The organism is Pigmentiphaga litoralis (assembly GCF_013408655.1).
GTDB lineage: Bacteria > Pseudomonadota > Gammaproteobacteria > Burkholderiales > Burkholderiaceae_B > Pigmentiphaga > Pigmentiphaga litoralis_A.
The window spans coordinates 109,050-129,885 of the sequence record NZ_JACCBP010000002.1; the positions used below are offsets into that span (position 1 = coordinate 109,050).

The window sequence follows — 20,836 nt, forward strand, 5'->3', positions numbered from 1 at the left end:
AAAAGCTTCCTATAATTCATTCAACAGATGTCGCTTTGGATGCAGACACGGCCTCAGGCCCCTCGGCATTCGACGGAAAGTCCCGCAAAGCGATCTCTAACGTGTCTCCTCCACCTCCTCATTTGGTGGATTAAGCCCGAAGCCTCACGGCTCCGGGCTTTTTTTTGCCTACACCATTTTGGCAATCTTGTTTTGACTTTCGGGTCCCAAACCCGCTATGATCAAAGGCTTGCCCCTATTTACACTCGCAGTTAGACAATGCCGAGGTGATGCCGGGGCAGGGGTCGCAAAGGCCAGCCCGGTGCAGTATGTAGTAGCGGTAGCGGGGCCAGCGCCAATGCGGCAGTCAGGCAAGTCCGAAGGGGGCTTGCCGGCAAAAAACCAACGTCACAGAGAACACTCTCATGCAAAAAACCTTCGTTGCGAAGCCGCAAGAAGTGACGCGTGACTGGTACGTGATTGACGCCAAGGGCAAAGTCCTAGGTCGTGTGGCCAGCGAAGTCGCACGCCGTTTGCGCGGTAAACACAAGCCAGAATTCACGCCTCACGTTGATACCGGCGATTACATCGTCATCATCAACGCCGCCGACATTGTCGTTACCGGCAACAAAGCACAAGACAAGCGGTACTACCGTCACTCGGGCTACCCGGGCGGTATTACTGAAACCACCTTCCAGAAGATGCAAGAGCGTTTTCCTGGTCGTGCGATCCAGAAGGCCGTCAAGGGCATGTTGCCCAAGGGTCCCCTGGGCTATGCCATGATCAAGAAGATGAAGGTGTACGCTGGATCCGAGCATCCGCACACCGCCCAGCAGCCCAAGCTGCTGGAACTCTGAGGAGCCGTGAATGATCGGTAACTGGAATTATGGAACCGGCCGCCGGAAGTCTTCGGTTGCGCGCGTGTTCCTCAAGAAAGGTTCGGGCAAGATTGTCGTCAACGGCAAGCCTGTCGACGAATATTTTGCTCGTGAAACGGGCCGCATGATCGTTCGCCAGCCACTGGTGCTGACCGGTCACGTCGAGTCGTTCGATTTTCACGTCAACGTTGGCGGTGGCGGCGAAAGCGGCCAGGCCGGTGCGGTGCGTCACGGCATCACCCGCGCTCTGATCGACTACGACGCAACGCTGAAGTCGCAGCTGTCGCAAGCTGGCTTCGTCACGCGCGATGCGCGTGAAGTTGAACGTAAGAAAGTCGGCTTCCGTAAAGCACGACGCAGGAAGCAGTTCAGCAAGCGCTGATCCCTGCTTGCCCGGCAGTTCCCCAGGTGGATTCACCTGGGGTGGGCAAAAAAAGGCCGCAGCGATGCGGCCTTTTTTGTTTTGTGTTCATATTGCGATGGCATGCTGGTGCCCGGTTTCAGAGGGCACCCTGCCGATTCTGGCTGTACAAAATCTGGAGAGGAAGATGGCAAGTCGCGACGAGGCGGGTACCGCCAAGATCAAAGTAGGTATCGTGGGTGGCACGGGTTATACCGGTGTCGAGTTGCTCCGCCTGTTGTCCCAGCACCCCCATGCCGAACTGCGAGCCATCACCTCCCGCAAGGAAGACGGTCTGCCGGTGGCCGACATGTATTCGAACCTGCGCGGCGTGGTCGACCTGAAGTTCTCGTCGCCCGACAACGCGAAGCTTGAAGAATGCGATGTGGTGTTCTTTGCGACGCCGCACGGCGTCGCCATGGCTCAGGCCCAGGCGCTGCTCGATGCGGGCGTCAAGATCATTGACCTGGCCGCCGACTTCCGCCTGCAGGACACCGCGGTATTCGAGAAGTGGTACAAGATGCCGCACACCTGCCCCGACATCCTGGAAGAGTCGGTGTATGGCCTGGTCGAAGTGAACCGCGACCGGATCCGCAACGCCCGGGTCGTGGGCAATCCCGGCTGCTACCCGACCACGGTGGTGCTCGGCCTGGCGCCCTTGCTTGAAGGGCGGGGCAGCGACGCCAAGCCGCTGGTCGACGTGCAGACCCTGATCGCCGATTGCGCTTCAGGCGTCACCGGCGCCGGCCGCAAGGCCGAAGTGCATATCCTGTTTTCGGAAGCCTCCGACAACTTCAAGGCCTATGGCGTGGGCGGTCACCGCCATCACCCCGAAATCGTCGAACAGCTGGAAAAGCTGCATGGCGGCCCGGTCGGCCTGACCTTCGTGCCGCACTTGACGCCAATGATCCGCGGCATGCATTCAACCCTGTATGCCCGCATCCAGCCCGAGGCGCGCGACGTCGACTTCCAGGCGCTGTTCGAAAAACGTTATGCCGACGAGCCCTTCGTGGATGTGATGCCTGCCGGCAGCACGCCCGAAACGCGGTCGGTGCGCGCATCGAACATGGTTCGCATCTCGGTCTTCCGCCCCAACGGCGGGGATCAACTGGTGATCCTGGTGGTGCAGGACAACCTGGTAAAGGGCGCGTCAGGCCAGGCCGTGCAGAACATGAACCTGATGTTTGGTCTGCCCGAAAACGCCGGTCTGGGTCACGTCGCGGTCCTGCCCTGATGAAGCGCCGCCCTCTGTTTCCTGCGGCAGTCCAGCGCAGGCGACGGCTGGCGGCGGCGTCCGCCCCTCGCGCTGCCAAGGCCCGTGCGCCGTGGCCCCTGCGCGCGTTTGCCCTGCTGCTGATCCTGGCGCTGGGCGCCGCGCTGGGCAGCGGGCTGTATGAATGGGTGCGCCGTGTGGTCGGACTTGCGCCGCAGGTCAGCGCGTCCGACGCGGCAAGCTTGCAGGCGGACCGCGAACGGCTGGCGGCCGAACTGCAGGCCTTGCAGGGCCGGCTCAACGCCGCCGATGGCCGGATTGAAATGGAACGCGCCGCCAAGGACAAGCTGGAAGCCGAATTGCGCGCGTCGCAAAAGGAAGTGGGCGACCTGCGCAACGACCTGGCGTTTTTTGAACAGCTGATTCCGGCCGATCCGCGGATGGGGCAGGTCAGCATCCGGTCTGCCGAACTGGAAAAGCAGGGCACCGCGCTACGCTATCGGGTATTGCTGATGCGCAGCGGCCGGCCTTCTGGCGAGTTCAAGGGGACGCTGCAGTTTTCGGCGGTGGGGATTCGCAGTGGCGCCACTGCCACGGTGGACCTGCAGCCGCTGGTCGAGCCGGCCGCGCCGGGCGTGGCGATGCCAGGCGGGATCCGGCCTTCGGCGCCGGTGCTGGGCGCGCCGGTACTGGGGAATCCGTTGCCCGGATCGGCGGCGGCACCGGCCGCGCCAGGCGGCAATCCGCTGGCCCTGAGCTTCCGGCAGTATCAGCGTGCCGAAGGGGCGCTGGCGCTGCCGGGCAATTTCACGCCGCGCACCGTTACCGTGCGGGTCCTGGAAGGCGGCGCGGTCCGGTCGCAAAGTACCGTCAACCTGATGCCCTGAACGGTTACGTGCGAACCCGGGTGGTTAACGGTACTATCATGGGTTCGGAGTTCAGCCGCGCGCTTGAACTTCAGCCAACAGCCCGCATCTTGAATGTTGCGGAAGAACCCCTGACGCCGCCGGGGTTGAATTTAGCCGACGATAGCGGTGCAATAGCCTTATCGCAGAATAGAACCGATCGCGGCCCGTTACCCTGGCCGCGTCACCCGTATCGCAAGATCGATTCAGCACCTTCGTTCGCAGGCTTCCCCAACGGGCCGTCGCAGCGGGCGTGCACAAGGAGCAGTCCATGAATGCAGCAGTAGAACAAGTCAACCTCGACGCCCCTCCCATGCAGCTGATCTTTACCGATTCGGCCGCAGCCAAGGTCAAGGAATTGATCGAAGAAGAGGGCAACGCCGCGCTCAAGCTGCGCGTGTTCGTCCAGGGTGGCGGCTGTTCCGGTTTCCAATATGGCTTCACGTTTGACGAAGACGTGAACGACGACGACACGACGTTCGAAAAGAATGGCGTGGAACTGTTGATCGACGCCATGAGCTTTCAATACCTGGTCGGCGCCGAGATCGACTACAAGGAAGGCCTGGAAGGCGCGCAGTTCGTGATCAAGAACCCGAACGCGTCCAGCAGCTGCGGTTGCGGTTCGTCCTTCTCGGTCTGATCCGGTAAGTATCCCTTCGCCACCGGCCTTGGCCGGTGCCTGGAGCGCCCTTGCGCAAGCGGGGCGCTTTTTGTCTTTGGTCTGTGACCTCATTCAGGCCGGTACGCCGCGCCGCCCCCTTATGGCTCTCCTTGCTCTGACCGACATCGAACTGGCATTTGGCCACGTTCCCCTGCTGCACCAAGCGAACTTCTCGATCGAGACGGGCGAACGTGTGGGCCTGATCGGGCGTAACGGCACCGGCAAATCGTCGCTGCTGCGCCTGCTCGATGGCCGTTCCGTGCCGGACGACGGCCTGCTGGTGCGCCAGGGCAAGCTCAAGGTCACGACCGTCGAGCAGGAACCCCTGCTGAACGACGACGACACCGTATTCGATGCCGTGAGCGAAGGCCTGGCCGAAAGCCGCGACCTGCTGCGGGCGTATCACCGGGTCACGCACGACCTGGCCGAGCCGGGCGAGGACGTCGACTACGACGCGCTGATGGACGAGTTGATGGTGCTGCAGGGCAAGCTGGAAGCGCAGGACGGCTGGACCGTGCAGGCGCGGATCGAAGCCACCCTGGTCAAGCTCAACCTGCCGGCCGACGCCCTGATTTCGGGCCTGTCGGGCGGCACCCGCAAGCGCGTCGCCCTGGCCCGCGCGCTGCTGGGCGATCCCGATCTGCTGCTGCTGGACGAGCCGACCAACCACCTGGATTTCCATGCGATCGCCTGGCTGGAAGACCTGCTGCGCGGTTTTGCCGGCAGTGTCATCTTCGTGACCCACGATCGGCACTTCCTGGATGCCGTGGCGACCCGGATTGTCGAACTGGATCGCGGCAAGCTGGTGAGCTTTCCGGGTTCCTACAAGGAATACCAGGCCCGCAAGGCCGACATGCTGGAAAACGAACGGCTGGAAAATGCGCGTTTCGACAAGATGCTGGCGCAGGAAGAAGTCTGGATCCGCAAGGGCGTGGAAGCGCGCCGGACGCGCAGTGTCAGCCGGATCAAGCGCCTGCAGGAAATGCGGCAGCAGCGCACCATGCGCCGTGACCAGGTCGGCAAGGTGGCGATCGAAGTGGCGGAAGGCGCACGGTCGGGCAAGCTGGTGGCGGATCTGGAAAACGTATCCAAGTCGTTTGGGGATCGCGCGATCATCCGCGAGTTTTCCACCACCGTCATGCGCGGCGACCGCATCGGCCTGATCGGGCCCAACGGCGCCGGCAAGACGACCCTGCTCAAGCTAATCCTGGGCCAGTTGCCCGCCGACAGCGGCACGGTCAAGCTGGGCGCCAACGTGGCTGTGGCCTATTTCGACCAGATGCGCAGTGCACTGAACGAAGACGACGCCCTGGTCGACGTCATCAGCCCGGGCAGCGAATGGGTCGAAATCAACGGCCAGCGCAAGCACGTCATGAGCTACCTGGGCGACTTCCTGTTCGCGCCGGAACGCGCCCGTTCGCCGGTCAAGAGCCTGTCGGGGGGCGAACGCGCCCGCCTGCTGCTTGCCCGGCTGTTTGCCCGCCCGGCCAACGTGCTGGTGCTGGACGAACCGACCAACGACCTGGATATCGAAACCCTGGAACTGCTGGAAGACCTGCTGCAGGACTACAGTGGCACCGTCTTCCTGGTCAGCCATGACCGCGCGTTCCTGGACAACGTCGTCACGCAGACCATCGCCTACGAAGGCGATGCGCGCTGGCGTGATTACGTGGGCGGCTATGAAGACTGGCTGAACCAGCGGTCGTCGGCGGCCGAAGCGGCGTATGAAGCCAAGGCCGCCGTGGCCGTGCCGGCCGCGGCCGCGCCCGCGGCAGCGAAGCCCGCTGCCGCGGCCAAGGCTGCGTCAACCGCTGCGGCGGCACCGGCTGCGGAAGCCGCCGCCGCCGCCAGGCCGGCCGCAGCGGCCCCGGCCGCCAAGCCCGCCGAAAAGTCGCGTCTCAGCTCGTGGGAAGCCAAGGAACTGGACAGCCTGCCGGACGCCATCGCCAAGCTCGAAAGCGAACAGACCGACCTGACCGCCAGGCTGGCGGACGGCATGATCTACCGCGACAAGCCCGCCGACGCCGCCGCATTCGAAAAGCGCCTGGCCGACATCGAGGCCGAGATGCTGCAGAAGCTGGAACGCTGGGAAGCGCTGGAAAGCAAGCGCGGCTGACGGGCCGTTTACGTGGCTGCAGGCACTGGCGTGTTCAGCAGCTGCTGCTCCCACAGATAGGCAATACCGCTGCCGGCGGCGTGCTGCTTCAGCACGTCCGTCACGGCGCCGGCGGTTTCCAGCCGCGCCCAATCCCGCTGCCATTCGGCCGCCACGGCCATCCACGTCATCATGTTGGCGCCGGCGCCGATCATGCGCTGGATCGCCACCTGATGCGCTTCCACCGAAATGCCACCCGACGCGTCGGTCACGACCGTCACGTCCCATCCTTCGCCCAGCGCCTGGATGACCGGCATCGCCACGCAGACTTCCGTCCACAGGCCCGCAATGATCAATTGCTTGCGGCCGGTCGCCTTGACGGCATCGACGACTTTCTTGTCCTGCCACGTGTTGATCAGGGTCCGGTCGATGATGTCCTGGCCCGGGAACACGTCGGTGATCTGCGGGAAGATATAGCCGCCCCGGTCGGCAATCACACTGGTCAGTATCGTCGGCACGTTGAAGGCCTTGGCGGATTTCGCCAGCGCCGTCGCGTTGTTGACCACCGCCTGCGGGTCGTGGCTGTTCAGGTTGGTGAGCTGGAAGGGCTGATGGTCGATCAGGACCAGAACGGAATCTTCGGGGCGTAGCAGCGAATCAAGGCCGTTGCGTAAAGTCATTGCATGCATCCTCTTCGGTCAGTCGTTAGAGATTGACCGGCAGCCATCGCCTGTCGCGATGTGCCGGAGCTGCATTGTCATGTTCCTGTTCCCGCTCCAGTAGTACCATCGGCGGGCAAGCTGTGTCGCGAAAACTGGAACGTCAGCGGGGGAACGCCAGCATGGACATCGAAGAACTCAGGACATTTGTCGAAGTGGCCGATGCCGGCGGCATCTCGCCAGGCGCCCTGCGGCTGGGCGTATCGAAGTCGATCGTCAGCCGTCGCCTGGCGCGACTCGAAGCGGACCTGGGTGTGCAACTGCTGTCCCGGACCACCCGTGGCGCGGCGCTGACCGAGGCGGGCGCAACCTTCCGGGACTACGCGGCCAAGGTGTGCGCCGATATCGAGATCGGCAAGGAAGCGATTCTGCCCAGCGGCCCCCTGCGCGGGCACTTGCGCATCTCGGCGCCAATGTCGTTCGGTCCGAATCATTTTGCGCCAGCCCTGGCGGAAATGGCGCGGCGCCATCCGCAGCTGCAGATGCAGGCCTGCTACACCGACCGTTTCGTCGACCTGATTGCCGAAGGCTACGACTGCGCGATCCGTGTCGGCCACCTGCCGGATTCGAACCTGATCGCCCGACGCGTGGGGCCCTTGTACGGTCAGATGGTGGCCAGTCCGGACTACCTGGAGGCACATGGCCATCCGGTGACGCCGGACGACCTGGCCCACCACGAGGCGCTGACGAAGGGGCCGGAAGTCTGGCAGCTGACGGACGGCGAAACGATTCGTACGGTGCGTCCGCAAGGGCGATTCAAGTCGGACAGCGGCGTGGCGCTGGTCGCCGCGGCCGTGGCGGGGCTGGGCATTGCGTATCTGCCGGATTGCCTGATCCACGAGCACCTGTCGTCCGGTGCGCTGGTGCCCGTCCTGCCGGGCTACCCACCGCCGCCCGCGGGCGCCTACGTGGTCCGGCCGCCCGGGCAACATCCCGCCCGGAAGATCCGCGCGCTGATTGATTTGCTGATCGAATATTGCGACGGGTCGTCGCATCCGCCGTCGGGTCGGCAGGCCAGGATCAGGGCCAAGCCCGATGCCGAGGCCGAGGCGGCCACGCCGGATCCGGCCGGGTGATACGCCGTCGGATCACGCCGGGTAGTACGCGCCCAGGATCCTTTCGCCCCGCGCGCCCGTGACGGCAGGAAGGTTGGCCGTCCGCCCCTGCACATGGCGGGCGGCCAGCCAGGCGAAAGCAAGCGCTTCCACCTGCTGCGGCGGGATGCCCAGGGCCTCGGTGGATTGCACCGGCCGCCGCAGACACCGCGCCAGATCGGCCATGAGCCCATCGTTGCGCGCGCCCCCGCCGCACACCCAGACCTCGGTGGTATCGGCAACGCGTCCTTGCAAGGCGTCGGCGACGGTCTGCGCGGTCAGCCGTTGCAGGGTGGCCTGCACGTCGGCCGGGGGCAGGGGGCCGGCCACGCCTTCCACCTCCTGGGCTTCGTCTGTGCCTTGCGCCTCGTGCGACACCTGCCAGGCGGCCAGGCGCTGGTCCAGCCAGTCGGCATGGAACAGGTCACGTCCGGTCGACTTGGGCGGTGGCAGGGCCAGCCAGGGCTCGCTGGCGACGAGATGGGCAAGCAGGCTGTCCGACACGCTTCCCGATGCGGCAAACGCGCCCTGGGCGTCGTACGGCTGCCCGGTATGACGCGCACACCAAAGGTCCAGCAACAGGTTGGCCGGCCCGGTGTCGAAGCCGGTGACCGGTTGATCTGGCTGCAGCAGGGTGACGTTGGCAATGCCGCCCAGGTTCAGGATCACCCGGGGCGTGCCGGTGCCGAAGCAGGCTGCATGGAAGGCGGGCACCAGGGGCGCGCCCTGGCCCCCGGCCGCCACATCGCGGCTGCGGAAATCGGCCACCACTGGAATGCCGATGGCTTCGGCCAATTGCGCCGGCGCGTTCAGCTGCAGCGTGTAGCCGAGTTCCGGCCGGTGGCGCACCGTCTGGCCATGGGCGCCCACGGCCCGCACGGCCGAGGCGCCCACGCCGGATTCCTTCAGCACGGCATTGACCACGTTGGCATACACCTGCGCCAACGCCACCGACGCCCGGGCGGCCCGATCCAGTTCATCGGGGCCGGGGGCGTTCAGGGCAAGCAGGGTGTCCCGCAGTCCGGGCGGGAAGGGCAGGTCGGCATGCGCCAGCACGACCGGGGGGCCGTCAACCGGGCAGCGGGCCAGCACGCCATCGACTCCGTCGAGGCTGGTCCCCGACATCAGACCGATGTAGAGGTCTGATGACGAGTCCGTGCTCATTTGGCAGCGACAGGCAGGCCGGGGCCGGTGGGGCCGTTCAGCTTCGCCAGCAGTTCCATCTGATGATGCAGCGGGTCGGTGTAGCTGCGGAACAGCGCCAGGCTCTTGGCGCTCAGGTCGGGCGCGCCGGGCAGGGCTACGGTCAGCGGATCGACGGCATTGCCGGCAATCTTGAATTCGTAGTGCAGATGCGGTCCGGTCGCCCAGCCGGTGGAGCCGACCTTGCCGATGAATTCGCCCTGCTGCACCCGCTGGCCCTTCTTCAGGCCGGGCGCGAACGCGCTCATGTGGCCGTACAGGGTCGAATACTGGCCGCTGTGGCGCAGCACGACCACGTTGCCGTAGCCGTTCTGCGTGCCAACGAAGTCGACCACGCCGTCGGCGGTGCTGCGGATCGGCGTGCCGGTCGGTGCGCCGTAGTCCACGCCCTTGTGCTCGCGCCAGGTCTTCAGGATCGGGTGGAAGCGGCGCGAAAAGCCGGAGGTCACGCGCGTGAATTCCATGGGCGACCGCAGGAAGGCCTTGCGCAGGCTCTTGCCGGCAAAGGTGTAGTAGCCGCCGGTCGCGCCGGGCTGCTGGTCGAACCAGATGGCTTCGTGCGACTCGCCCTTGTTGACGAATTCCAGCGCCAGCACCTTGCCGGCGCGCACGTAGTTGCCCTGGTGGGTATAGGTTTCGTACACCACATTGAAGTGGTCGCCGCGGCGCAGGTCGCGGTGGAAGTCGATCTCGCCCGACAGGATTTCGGCGATCTGGGTCGCGACCGAGTCGGGAATGTCGGCGGCGTCAGTGGCGCCGAACAGCGAACTCAGGATCTCGCCATGGGCCATGCGGACCTGGCGGTCGGTATCGAACTGCACTTCGCTGGCGTTCAGGCCGGCGTCGGTGCGTGCTACCTGCAGCATCTTGGAGACGACCTTGCCGTCCACATCGGCGCCCGGCGTATGCAGGTAGCGCAGCCAGCGGACCTGACCGAGAACGTCGGTCGACGCCTGGATGGTGCGGCCCGGCACCAGCTGATAGAACCCTTTGGCTTCCGGCGACGTGCGCAGGAATTTTTCGACTTCCGGATCGTCCACGCCCAGCCGGTTCAGCAGCGACGCGATGGAGTCGCCCCGCTGGACCCGCTCTTCGCGGATGAAATCGGCAGGTGCGGCGGCTTCGTCGCGCAAGACCTGGTCGGCCAGGTCGGGCAGCAGCAGGGCCTGCGTGACGCGGGTGGTGGGCGGCAGGGCATCGTCGGGCGACAGCGGCGCCACGCCAATGGCGGCTGCGGTGGCGAACACGCCAACAGCGCCCACGCCGATCAGAATGCGCTTCTTGATCGGAGCGACGGTGGGTTGTGCGGTAGTGCCGGGAGAGGTGATGCGGGTGATGGCGGTGCGCACGGCGTGCGCGATACGGCTGAGCATTGCGTGAGCAACGCCTGAAAACTTAGGATTCATGCGTCCTGGCCCCGAGAGACGGTTGGGCTAGAATTTGCTTCGAAGTGCGGGTTCGAAACGCGGCGGGTTCCGGCTGCAGCACACGCATCGCCGCGTCGGAAGCCATGTTCGGGACCGACGCAATCAGGACTGCGCGCGCACCAATTGAACCCGTATATGTAACAACGATGTTTCAACCGGAACGCGCCGAGTATATATAACTCAAGCTGGCGTGCCAACACGCCCTCCTTACCATTTACATCTCTTCCCCCATACGGCTGAAATGACTGACTCCACCTTACCGGTTTCTCCGACCCCTTCCACCGCCGCTGCTGCGGCCTATCCGATCACTCCCGAGGTCGAACGCGACCTGGTGATCGTGAAGCGGGGCTGTGACGAACTGCTGGTGGAATCCGAGTTCGCGCGCAAGCTGGCCCGCAGCCGCGCAACCGGTGTGCCCCTGCGGATCAAGCTGGGACTGGACCCCACCGCGCCCGACATCCACCTGGGCCACACGGTGGTGCTGAACAAGATGCGCCAGCTGCAGGAACTGGGTCACACCGTGATCTTCCTGATTGGCGACTTCACGTCCATGATCGGCGACCCCAGCGGCCGCAACGCCACCCGCCCGCCGCTCACAAAAGAGCAGATCGCCGTCAATGCGGAAACCTACTATCAGCAGGCCAGCCTGGTGCTCGACCCGGCGCGCACCGAAGTCCGCTACAACTCCGAATGGTGCGACCCCTTGGGCGCCCGCGGCATGATCCAGCTGGCGTCGCGCTACACGGTAGCCCGCATGCTGGAGCGTGAGGATTTCACCAAGCGCTACAAGGGCGGCGTACCGATTTCGGTCCACGAATTCCTGTACCCGCTCATGCAGGGCTACGACTCGGTCGCCCTGAAGTCCGATCTGGAGCTGGGCGGCACCGACCAGAAGTTCAACCTGCTGGTTGGCCGCGAACTGCAGAAGGAATACGGGCAGGAACCGCAGTGCGTGCTCACAATGCCGCTGCTGGAAGGCACGGACGGCGTCGAAAAGATGTCCAAGTCCAAGAACAACTACATCGGCATTTCGGAAACGCCCGAGTCGATGTTCGGCAAGCTCATGTCGATTTCCGACGTGATGATGTGGAAGTACTTCACCTTGTTGTCGTTCAAGTCGCTGGACGAGATCGCCGCGCTCAAGCAGGAAACCGAGAACGGCCGCAATCCGCGCGACGTGAAGGTGCTGCTGGCGCAGGAAATCGTGGCGCGCTTCCACAGCCAGGCAGCCGCCGAACAGGCCTGGACCGATTTCGTGGCCCGCACCAAGAACAAGGAAATTCCCGACAACCTGCCCGAAGTCGCACTGACCGGCGCGCCGATGGGCATCCTGCAAGTGCTGCGCGAAGCCAGCCTGTGCACGTCGTCGTCCGACGCGCAGCGAAACGTCGAGCAGGGCGGCGTGCGGGTGGACGGCGTCAAGGTCGACGACAAGGGCCTGAAGCTGGACGCCGGCACCTACGTGCTGCAGGTCGGCAAGCGCAAGTTCGCGCGGGTGACCCTGGGCTGAGGCTCTGAAGCTGTGTGCTGAAAGGTTAAGGGCCGAGCGCGGACCGCGCTGCGGCGGGTGGTTCGACAGCCGTTTCACGCCGCAGAGCAGCACGGCCGGCGGGCACCTGGCAGATCTGACAGGGTGCCCGCCTTTTGCTTCGGCAAGTGTCGCGCTCCGGACACAGGGAGTACACCCGGGTGCGTGCTATCGTCGGAGACGCCTAAGGGCTTTCCTGTAGCCGGAACACGAGACCTTCGTATTCGGCGCGCGTACGGACGTGACGCGCGTTCCAGGGTGTAAAAGCATCGACGACGCCGCAATTTGCTGCGGTGCATGGTGAATAATAGAACCTGGCACGCCAATCTCGACCTCACCTTTCTAGGAGCAGCGCGATGAAGATCTGGAGCAACTCATTCGCGGACGGACAGCCGATCCCCCCACGTTATGCGTTCGGGAAGATCGATCCCAAGACTCAGGTGACGCTGTCGGACAACCTGAACCCGCAGCTGGGATGGAGCGACGTGCCCCTGGGCACGCAGTCTTTTGTGCTGCTTTGCCACGACTACGACGTGCCCAGCGTGGGCGACACCGTCAACCAGTCGGGCGTCGAAGTGCCGGCCGACCTGCCGCGCGTCGACTTCTTCCACTGGGTGCTGGTGGACCTGCCGGCCGACCTGCGCGACATCGACGAAGCCGCGTTCAGCAGCGGCGTGACCCCTCGCGGCAAGAGCCCGGCCACGCCCTTTGACGCGCGCCAGGGCATCAACGATTACACCATCTGGTTTTCGGCCGATCACGACATGAACGGCGACTACTACGGCTACGACGGCCCGTGCCCTCCGTGGAACGACGCGCTGGTGCACCACTATGTGTTCACGCTGTACGCGCTGGACATTCCGGTATTGCCGGTCGAAGGCAATTTTACGGGGGCCGATGTCCGCCGGGCGATCGAGAAGCACGTGATCGACCAGGCAGCCATCACCGGCACCTACACCCTGAACCCGGCCCTCGCGCCAAAGCAGATCGCAGCAGATGACTGAACTCTGGCTCATACGCCACGGCGTGACCGAATGGAATCGCGCGCATCGTGTGCAAGGCATGCTGAATATCGCCCTGGACGAAGAAGGCCATCGTCAGGCGGAGCAGCTGGCGGCGCACTTTCGCGAGGTCTCGCCGCAGGCGCATGCCAGCTACACCAGTGATCTCGACCGCGCCCATGACACGGCGCGGCCCGGCACGGCGCAGCTCGGATTGCCACTGGGCATCGAGCCCGGCCTGCGCGAGCGCAAATACGGGGTGTTCGAAGGGCTGAGCTTTCCGGAGCTGGCCGAACGTTTTCCTGAAGCGGCCGATGCCGTGCATCACCGACGTCCGGACTACGACATGATGGGCGGCGAATCGCTGCGGCAGTTCCAGCAGCGCGTCGTGAGCACGCTGACGCGAATCGCCGCGCAGCATCCCGATCAGCGGGTGCTGGTGTTCACGCACAGCGGTGTGATCGACATGGCCTACCGGTACGCGATGGGCATTCCGGTCGAAGCGGAGCGGCGCCGGTCGGTGCCCAACGCCAGCATCAACCGTCTGGAAATCGACGGGGAACACTGGCGCGTGCTGGGTTGGGGCGACGTGTCGCACCTGGCAGGCGCGCCGGCGGAGATCCACCCGGCTTGAGGTCGGCAGCTTGAGGTCAGTGCCTTGAGGTAGGGACCTTGAAGTAGTTACCTTGGGGCGGTACCGACTTCAGGTACCTTTAGGTGGGTACCCTGACGCAGCTGTCTGCTCAGTCCAGCTGGATCTTGGCCGCCTTGATCACGCCATCCCAGCGCTGCATTTCCGCCGTGATGAACGTCTTGGCCTGTTCCGGCGACATGGCATCCACCCGCCCGCCCAATTCTTCGATCTGCTTGGTCACTTCCGGCGACCGCAGCGTCTGCGCAATCGCGTCCGACATCTTGGCCACGATATCGGCCGGCGTGCCGGCCGGGGCCAGCACCGGGTTCCATTCATACACTTCGTAGTCCGTCACGCCCGATTCAAGCAGCGTCGGCACCTGCGGCAGCGCGCCGACCCGGGTCGCGCCCGTCACCGCCAGCGCGCGCAGCTTGCCCGACTTCACATGCTGCAGGCCCGATGCCGTGTTCGCAAAAAAGATCGGCACCTGGCCGGCCATCACGTCGGTCATGGCCGGGCCACCGCCCTTGTACGGCACATGCAGCAGTTCAAGCTTCAGCCGCTGCGCGAACAGCGCGCCGGCCAGATGCTGCGCCGACCCGTTGCCCGACGATGCATAGGCCAGCGATTCGGGCTTGCTGCGGATCGCCTGGATCAATTCCTGCACGTTCTTTTGCGGCAGGGTCGGCGTCACCACCAGCATGTTCGGAAAGCGGGCCAGTACCGACACGGGCGTGAAATCGCGCGCGGTGTCGTACGGCAGCTTCTTGAACAGCGACGGGTTGGTCGAGAACGACGCGGCATCGACCATGAAGGTATAGCCATCGGGCGCGCTGCGGGCCACGTTCGCGGCGGCGATCTGGCCGCTGCCGCCCGGGCGGTTCTCCACCACCACGGTCTGGCCCAGGATCTGGCCCACCTTGGGCGCGATCAGGCGGGCCATGGTGTCCGCGCCGCCACCGGGGGCATAGGTCACGACCAGGCGGATCGGCATGCGTGCCGGCCACGCGGCCTGTTGCGCGGTCGCGGGCGCGGCCGCGGCAAACGATACGGCCAGCGCGCCGAGCGCGGTCAGGCGGGGAAGGGAGGTCAGACGGGCAAACATGGAATCTCCAGTTGCGGGCTCTGCGGCCCGCGGTAATCGAGTGAAGCGACCCACTTGCGGTCGATCTTGTGGATTAGCGGATTTCGGCCCGATAACGGAAGTGGTCGGCGTTCCCGACGGTGACGCGAAATTCAATGCGCCGGCCGGCCAGGTCGAATGCCACGCGTTCCACACGCAGCGCGGGGTGGCCCACCGGCAGGTCCAGCGTGCGGGCCTGCGCGGCCGACAGCCGGTCGAAGCTCAGCTCATCCACCGCTCGGTTCACCGTGATGCCCAGGCGTTCGGCATACATCGGATACATCAGCGGCGAAAAATCCTTCTTGTCGAGATCCAGCAGCGCCTTGAACGGGCCATGCGGCACCCATAGCGTTTCCAGCAACTGCACCTTGCCGCCCCAGCAGCGCTGACGTTCGATGCAGATCGCCTGCTCGTCGGCGGCCAGCAGCAACTCACGCGCAGCCAGCGCGGGCGCCTTGACTGCCTTGACGCTCTTGATGCGCGACGCCGGCACATCGCCTTCCGCCGACCCGAAGCGGAAAAAGCGCAGCATGGTCGCGCCCGTCAACCCGCCGCGCACGAACGTGCCGCGGCCGTGGATGCGTTCCAGCAGGCCGTCTTCGACCAGCGACTGGATCGCGCCGCGCATGGTGCCCAGCGCCACACCGTAGAACTCGCTCAGCGCGCTTTCGGCCGGGATGGCCTCGCCCGCTTTCCATTCACCCGCCAGCACGCGGCCGCGCAGGGCCAGCGCGATGCGCGCCCACAAGGGCTGCGACTGCGTGTACTTGTCTGAAGCGGGGGAGGATGCGGGCATGACGTCTCGTTGTCGGACCGTTATACTCGGTCATTGATAGCTCTAGTCATCTAGAGGACGCAGCATAGGGGCCGGTCATGGCAGTTGTCAAATCTTCGGTGTCGTCGCCTTCCATCGACACCCATTTCCACGTGTTTCCCGCCGATGCCGACGCCGTGCCCGGCGCGCGCTATCGTCCGGCCTACGCCGCCACCCATGAGCAATGGGAAGCCCTAGCTCAGCCCTGTGGCGTGCGCGCCGGCGTGCTGGTGCAACCCAGCTTTCTGGGCGCCGACAATCGCGCGCTGCTTGACGTGCTGGCCCGCGCCCCACACATGCGCGGCGTCGTGCAACTGCGGCCCGACACTTCGGCGGACGAGGTCGCGTCATTGCATGCGGCGGGTGTCCGCGGCGTGCGCTGGAACATGGCCGGCCGCGTCAACGACGAAGCATGGTCGCACCCACACTGGCCCGCCTTGCTGGCGCAGGTGGCGTCGTTGGGCTGGCACCTGGAAGTGCATGGCGATGTCGGGGGCATGCCCGCCGCGCTGGCCCGCCTGCCCGACCTGGCCTCGACCGGCATCCGGCTCGTGCTCGACCACTTTGGCAAGCCCGACCCCGCTCGCGGCAGCACCTGCGCCACCTTCACCGCCGCCATGTCCCTGGCCGACCACCACCCCGTGTACGTGAAGTGCAGCGCCGCCTACCGCCTGCAAGGCCAGGACCCCGCCGCGCTGCTGCGCCGCTGGGCAAGCCTGCTAGGCACCGACCGCCTGCTGTGGGGATCCGACTGGCCTTGCACGAACTTCGAGCCGGACGCTGACTACGAAGCGCTGCACGCGCTGCCGTCCGCCTGGGCGGAGGAACTTGGCGAAGACGTGCCGTGGGATGCCAACGCGCGGAAGGTGTTTTATGACGGCGAGGCGGGGTAAGGATGATTGAAGCTATCGCCGCGAGGATGGGGCCGGAGCCGTCAACGACGAAGCCGCCCTGATTCCGGGTTGGCCCGCACCACCCCGCCCCAGATCCAGGACGCGGCGGATCTGGCTCCGCCAGTCCGCCCGCGTCGCCCCTGGGGGAGGCGCGAAGCGCCGCGGGGGGGTATAATACCCATGCCTTTCCCTGCGTGACTGGCGAATTCTAGGGGCCACTTCAAAGCGGCCACCCTAGGTGGGATCACCACAAGGAAGCGCAGGGTTCTGGCGAGGCAGTGCACGGCATCGTTGCGTGCGCTCCGCGCCACGCCGTTCGCCTGGGCAGCCGTAGGCAGTTACGACAATCGTTCCGGTCTTGCCGGGTCGCTTTTTCCCTGGAAATCGCGTTCCGCGCCCGTTCGGTACGGTATTCGCACATTCGCGGCTGGCCGGATTCCCCTTGTGTCCCGGTCGGTCCCCTCGTTCTGCACAGGAAGGAACCTACATGTTCGACCGTAAAGTCACCATCGCCCAGATCGACCCCGCCTTGTGGGCCGCCATCGAGCAGGAAAACGAACGCCAGGAACAGCATATCGAGCTGATCGCGTCCGAAAACTACGCCAGCCCGGCTGTCATGCAGGCGCAGGGCACCCAGCTCACCAACAAGTACGCCGAAGGCTACCCAGGCAAGCGCTATTACGGCGGTTGCGAGTTCGTCGACATCGTCGAGCAGCTGGCCATCGATCGCGTCAAGAAAATCTTCGGCGCCGAAGCCGCCAACGTCCAGCCGAATTCGGGTTCGCAGGCCAACCAGGGCGTGTACATGGCCGTCCTGAAGCCGGGCGACACCGTGCTGGGCATGAGCCTGGCCGAAGGCGGTCACCTGACGCACGGCTCGCCGGTGAATGCTTCGGGCAAGTTGTACAACTTCATCTCCTACGGCCTGAATGCCGAAGAAGAAATCGACTACGAACAGGTCGAACGCCTGGCGCAGGAACACAAGCCCAAGCTGATCGTGGCCGGTGCCTCCGCCTACTCGCTCAAGATCGACTTTGCCCGCTTCGCCGAGATCGCCAAGGCGTGCGGCGCGCTGTTCATGGTTGACATCGCCCACTACGCAGGCCTGGTGGCGGGCGGCGTGTACCCGAACCCGGTGCCCCATGCGGACTTCGTCACGTCGACCACGCACAAGTCGCTGCGTGGTCCGCGCGGTGGCCTGATCCTGTGCAAGGCGCAGCACGAAAAGATCATCAACTCGGCGATCTTCCCGGGCATCCAGGGCGGTCCGCTGGAACACGTCATTGCCGCCAAGGCCGTGGCGTTCCAGGAAGCGCTGGACCCTTCGTTCCAGGACTACGCCGCGCAGGTCGTGAAGAACGCCCGCGTGCTGGCGGATACCCTGGTCGAACGCGGTCTGCGTATCGTGTCGGGCCGTACCGAAAGCCACGTCATGCTGGTGGATCTGCGTTCCAAGGGCATCAACGGCAAGGAAGCCGAAGCTGCGCTGGGCCGCGCGCACATCACGTGCAACAAGAACGCGATCCCGAACGATCCTGAAAAGCCTTTCGTGACCAGCGGCATTCGCCTCGGTACGCCGGCCATGACCACCCGCGGCTTCAAGGAAGCCGAGGCGGAACTGACTGCGCACCTGATTGCCGACGTGCTCGACAATCCGAACGACGAAGCCGTGATCGCGTCCGTGCGCGAACGCGTCAATGCCCTGACCGCGCAGTTCCCGGTCTACGGCTGATCGTTCCCATCGCCCCGCGCCGGACTGACACATGAAGTGCCCCTTCTGTCGTCACGACGACACCCAGGTGGTCGACACCCGGGTGCTCGAAGAAGGCGACGCCATCCGGCGCCGGCGGCGTTGCACGAGCTGTGATCGCCGTTTCACGACCTTCGAGCGGGCCGAGCTGCTCATGCCCGCGGTCGTGAAACGCAATGGCAGCCGGACCGAATACGATCCCGCCAAGTTGCGCGGCAGCCTGATGCTGGCGCTGCGCAAACGGGCGGTTAGCGCCGATGCCGTGGAACTTGCGATCACGCGTATCGAAGAAGCGCTGATGACCAGCGGCCTGCGCGAGCTGCCCTCGCACCGTGTGGGCGAACTGGTGATGCAGGAGCTCAAGAAGCTCGACAAGATTGCGTACATCCGATTTGCGTCGGTGTACAAGAATTTCGAAGACATCGACGAATTCGCCGATGAAGTCCGCGAGATGCAGGGCCCGCCCGCGGTGCCCAAGCCGCTTGCAGGCGCCGCCGCCGGTGCTGCATCGGCAACATCGTCTATCGCTGCGGCGCCTGCCGTTGCAGTGGCGTCGCCATCGTCGACCTCGTCCCCCGCTGCGCCACCTCCTGCGGTGACGCGCCCGCCCACGGAATGACGGCTGCCGTGATGCACGACCCGTCCGACGACCTGATGTGGATGCGGCGCGCGCTGTCGCTGGCCGAAGGCGTGCTCTACACCACCACCCCCAATCCCCGTGTCGGCTGCGTGATCGTGCAGGGCGGCCGGCTGATCGGCGAAGGCGCTACGCAACCCGTGGGCGGCCCGCATGCCGAAGTCATGGCCTTGCGCGATGCGCAGGCACGCGGTGAATCCGTGGCAGGCGCGACCGTCTACGTGACGCTGGAACCCTGCAGCCATTACGGCCGCACGCCACCGTGCGTGGACGCGCTGGTCGCAGCCGCGCCCGCGCGGGTGGTCATCGCGATGGGCGACCCCAATCCGCAGGTGAATGGCCAGGGCCTGGCCCGCTTGCGCGCGGCGGGTATCGCGGTCACGGCGGGTGTCCTGCTGGACGACGCGCTGGCGTTGAACATCGGCTTCATCGCCCGCATGCATCGTGGCACGCCGTGGATGTGGCTCAAGATGGCGTCGTCATTGGACGGGCGCAGCGCGCTGCCCAATGGCGTGTCGCAATGGATTACTGGGCCCGATGCGCGGGCCGACGGCCACCATTGGCGCGCGCGCAGTTGCGCGGTATTGACCGGCATCGGCACCGTGCTGGCCGACGATCCGCAAATGAACGTGCGAGCCGTCAGCACGCCGCGCCAGCCGCGCAAGATCCTGCTCGACTCGCGCTTTGAAGTGCCGCTGGACGCCAGGCTGCTGGACGGCGCGCCGACATGGATTTTTACGGCACGCGAGGACGCGGCCAAGGCCGCCGTGCTGGCCGACCGGGGCATCGTCGTGACCTGCCTGCCCGACGCGGCCGGCAAGGTGGATCTGACGGCCATGATGCAGTGGCTCGGCCGCCACGAGATCAACGAAGTGCATGCCGAAGCCGGCGAAAAATTGAATGGTTCGTTGCTGCGCACCGGTTGCGTTGACGAACTGTTGTTGTACCTGGCGCCAATGCTGCTGGGCGAAGGCGCCGCGATGGCCAAGCTGCCGGTGCTGACGCAGCTGGACCAGGCGCAGCGTTATCGCTACACGGACGTGCGGCAGTTGGGCGATGATCTGCGTGTGCGCGCGCAGGTTGAAGCGCGCTGGCAGTCGCTGCGCAAGGCAGTCGAAGTCGCGGCGTGATAAAGGGCAGTCGATGCAGACTCAGGTTGGCGCGTCGATCCCGGCAGGCCGTAGCAAGACATTCTTTCAGAACCCATACATCAAGCATTCCAGGAGCAGGACCATGTTCACAGGCATCGTTGCAGCAGTCGGACGCGTGACGCGCGTGGCGTCGCAGGGTGGCGACATCGAAGGCGGCGTGCGGCTGGATATCGCGTCAGGCGGCCTTGATCTGACCGACGTGCAATTGGGCGACTCGATCGCGATCCAGGGCGCCTGCATGACGGTCGTTGAATTCGACAACGATCACTTCGTCGTGGACGTGTCGCGCGAAAGCCTGAACCGCACGGTGGGGCTGGACGCCGAAGGCGACGTCAATCTGGAAAAGGCCATGCGGCTGGGCGACCGGCTGGGCGGGCACATGGTGTCGGGCCACGTCGATGGCCTGGGCACCGTCATGAAGTTCGAACCGGTTGGCGAATCGCATGAACTGGTAGTGCGCGTGCCCGCCGATCTGGCGCGCTTCCTGGCCTACAAGGGATCGATCACCATCAACGGCGTGAGCCTGACCGTGAACAGCGTGCGCGATCACCAGGCCGGCTGCGACGTGTCGATCAACCTGATCCCGCACACGATCGAGGTGACCACGCTCAAGCACCTCCGCGTCGGCCGCAAGGTCAATGTCGAAATCGACATGATCGCGCGATATGTGGAGCGCATGGCCACGGCGCCCGCAGCGGGGAATGCCGAGCCTGCTCAACATTGAGCGCCGC

Annotated in this window: 19 protein-coding genes, 1 pseudogene and 1 riboswitch; of the genes and pseudogenes, 15 read left to right on the forward strand and 5 right to left on the reverse strand. The window is 65.2% G+C overall.

Translation table 11 applies throughout. From position 1 onward, the window contains the following. Positions 1-404: 404 nt before the first annotated feature. The 6 genes from rplM (at position 405) to HD883_RS20820 (ending at position 6,152) form a co-directional block, all read left to right on the forward strand. Positions 405-836, forward strand: a complete 432-nt coding sequence (gene rplM, locus HD883_RS20795) for a 50S ribosomal protein L13 (protein ID WP_179588909.1) — start codon at positions 405-407, stop codon at positions 834-836. A 10-nt stretch (positions 837-846) separates the two neighbouring features. After that, positions 847-1,239 carry a 30S ribosomal protein S9 gene (rpsI, locus tag HD883_RS20800; RefSeq protein ID WP_179588910.1) on the forward strand — a complete coding sequence of 131 codons (393 nt, stop codon included), beginning with the start codon at positions 847-849 and terminating at the stop codon, positions 1,237-1,239. A gap of 166 nt (positions 1,240-1,405) precedes the next feature. After that, positions 1,406-2,491 (forward strand): N-acetyl-gamma-glutamyl-phosphate reductase, encoded by a 1,086-nt coding sequence (gene argC / locus HD883_RS20805; protein WP_179588911.1) that lies wholly within the window; start codon positions 1,406-1,408, stop codon positions 2,489-2,491. Beyond that, on the forward strand, positions 2,491-3,357 hold the full coding sequence (locus tag HD883_RS20810) for a DUF6776 family protein (protein ID WP_179588912.1): 867 nt from the start codon (positions 2,491-2,493) through the stop codon (positions 3,355-3,357). Before argC ends, HD883_RS20810 begins: the two co-directional genes overlap by 1 nt. A 289-nt stretch (positions 3,358-3,646) precedes the next feature. Further along, positions 3,647-4,015, forward strand: a complete 369-nt coding sequence (gene erpA / locus HD883_RS20815; protein WP_179588913.1) for an iron-sulfur cluster insertion protein ErpA — start codon at positions 3,647-3,649, stop codon at positions 4,013-4,015. Positions 4,016-4,136: 121 nt separating this feature from the next. Next, entirely contained in the window at positions 4,137-6,152 is a 2,016-nt protein-coding gene (locus HD883_RS20820) for an ATP-binding cassette domain-containing protein (protein WP_179588914.1), read from the forward strand. Between the two features lie 8 nt (positions 6,153-6,160). On the opposite strand, the gene HD883_RS20825 is transcribed toward HD883_RS20820, so the two are convergent. Next, positions 6,161-6,811 (reverse strand): hydrolase, encoded by a 651-nt coding sequence (locus HD883_RS20825; RefSeq protein WP_179588915.1) that lies wholly within the window; start codon positions 6,809-6,811, stop codon positions 6,161-6,163. 161 nt (positions 6,812-6,972) lie between these two features. Here HD883_RS20825 and HD883_RS20830 point away from each other — a divergent pair, with 161 nt between their 5' ends. Next, on the forward strand, positions 6,973-7,926 hold the full coding sequence (locus HD883_RS20830; RefSeq protein WP_179588916.1) for a LysR family transcriptional regulator: 954 nt from the start codon (positions 6,973-6,975) through the stop codon (positions 7,924-7,926). 12 nt (positions 7,927-7,938) lie between these two features. On the opposite strand, the gene HD883_RS20835 is transcribed toward HD883_RS20830, so the two are convergent. Both HD883_RS20835 and HD883_RS20840 read right to left on the reverse strand, forming a co-directional pair. Then, entirely contained in the window at positions 7,939-9,108 is a 1,170-nt protein-coding gene (locus HD883_RS20835; RefSeq protein WP_179588917.1) for an anhydro-N-acetylmuramic acid kinase, read from the reverse strand. Beyond that, entirely contained in the window at positions 9,105-10,520 is a 1,416-nt protein-coding gene (locus HD883_RS20840) for a M23 family metallopeptidase (protein WP_179588918.1), read from the reverse strand. Before HD883_RS20840 ends, HD883_RS20835 begins: the two co-directional genes overlap by 4 nt. Before the next feature lie 295 nt (positions 10,521-10,815). Between HD883_RS20840 and tyrS the strand changes: the two genes are divergently transcribed. From tyrS to HD883_RS20855, 3 genes are all read left to right on the forward strand, one after another. After that, entirely contained in the window at positions 10,816-12,084 is a 1,269-nt protein-coding gene (gene tyrS, locus HD883_RS20845) for a tyrosine--tRNA ligase (protein WP_179588919.1), read from the forward strand. Between the two features lie 374 nt (positions 12,085-12,458). Continuing rightward, positions 12,459-13,106 carry a YbhB/YbcL family Raf kinase inhibitor-like protein gene (locus HD883_RS20850; protein ID WP_179588920.1) on the forward strand — a complete coding sequence of 216 codons (648 nt, stop codon included), beginning with the start codon at positions 12,459-12,461 and terminating at the stop codon, positions 13,104-13,106. After that, positions 13,099-13,737: a histidine phosphatase family protein gene (locus tag HD883_RS20855; protein WP_179588921.1), complete on the forward strand. Its 639-nt coding sequence runs from the start codon at positions 13,099-13,101 to the stop codon at positions 13,735-13,737. The genes HD883_RS20850 and HD883_RS20855 overlap by 8 nt, the downstream gene beginning before the upstream one ends. 109 nt (positions 13,738-13,846) lie before the next feature. Here HD883_RS20855 and HD883_RS20860 read toward each other — a convergent pair whose 3' ends face one another. Beyond that, positions 13,847-14,842, reverse strand: coding sequence for a tripartite tricarboxylate transporter substrate binding protein (locus HD883_RS20860; RefSeq protein WP_179588922.1), 996 nt, complete (start codon positions 14,840-14,842; stop codon positions 13,847-13,849). 73 nt (positions 14,843-14,915) lie between these two features. Then, positions 14,916-15,656, reverse strand: coding sequence for a GntR family transcriptional regulator (locus HD883_RS20865; RefSeq protein WP_179588923.1), 741 nt, complete (start codon positions 15,654-15,656; stop codon positions 14,916-14,918). 77 nt (positions 15,657-15,733) lie between these two features. On the opposite strand from HD883_RS20865, the gene HD883_RS20870 reads away from it, so the two are divergent. From HD883_RS20870 to HD883_RS20890, 5 genes and pseudogenes are all read left to right on the forward strand, one after another. Continuing rightward, the gene (locus HD883_RS20870) at positions 15,734-16,567 is read left to right on the forward strand and encodes an amidohydrolase family protein (protein WP_179588924.1); all 834 of its coding nucleotides are present in this window, start codon (positions 15,734-15,736) and stop codon (positions 16,565-16,567) included. 184 nt (positions 16,568-16,751) lie between these two features. Beyond that, a riboswitch (ZMP/ZTP riboswitch) is annotated at positions 16,752-16,900 on the forward strand. A 154-nt stretch (positions 16,901-17,054) separates the two neighbouring features. Continuing rightward, on the forward strand, positions 17,055-18,299 hold the full coding sequence (glyA, locus tag HD883_RS20875; protein WP_179588925.1) for a serine hydroxymethyltransferase: 1,245 nt from the start codon (positions 17,055-17,057) through the stop codon (positions 18,297-18,299). A 31-nt stretch (positions 18,300-18,330) separates the two neighbouring features. Continuing rightward, positions 18,331-18,780 (forward strand): annotated as a pseudogene (gene nrdR / locus HD883_RS20880) (transcriptional regulator NrdR); the annotation flags it as partial. Positions 18,781-18,947: 167 nt separating this feature from the next. Beyond that, positions 18,948-20,084, forward strand: a complete 1,137-nt coding sequence (gene ribD, locus HD883_RS20885; protein WP_257022576.1) for a bifunctional diaminohydroxyphosphoribosylaminopyrimidine deaminase/5-amino-6-(5-phosphoribosylamino)uracil reductase RibD — start codon at positions 18,948-18,950, stop codon at positions 20,082-20,084. Positions 20,085-20,187: 103 nt separating this feature from the next. Beyond that, the gene (locus tag HD883_RS20890) at positions 20,188-20,829 is read left to right on the forward strand and encodes a riboflavin synthase (RefSeq protein WP_179588927.1); all 642 of its coding nucleotides are present in this window, start codon (positions 20,188-20,190) and stop codon (positions 20,827-20,829) included. Positions 20,830-20,836: the final 7 nt, after the last annotated feature.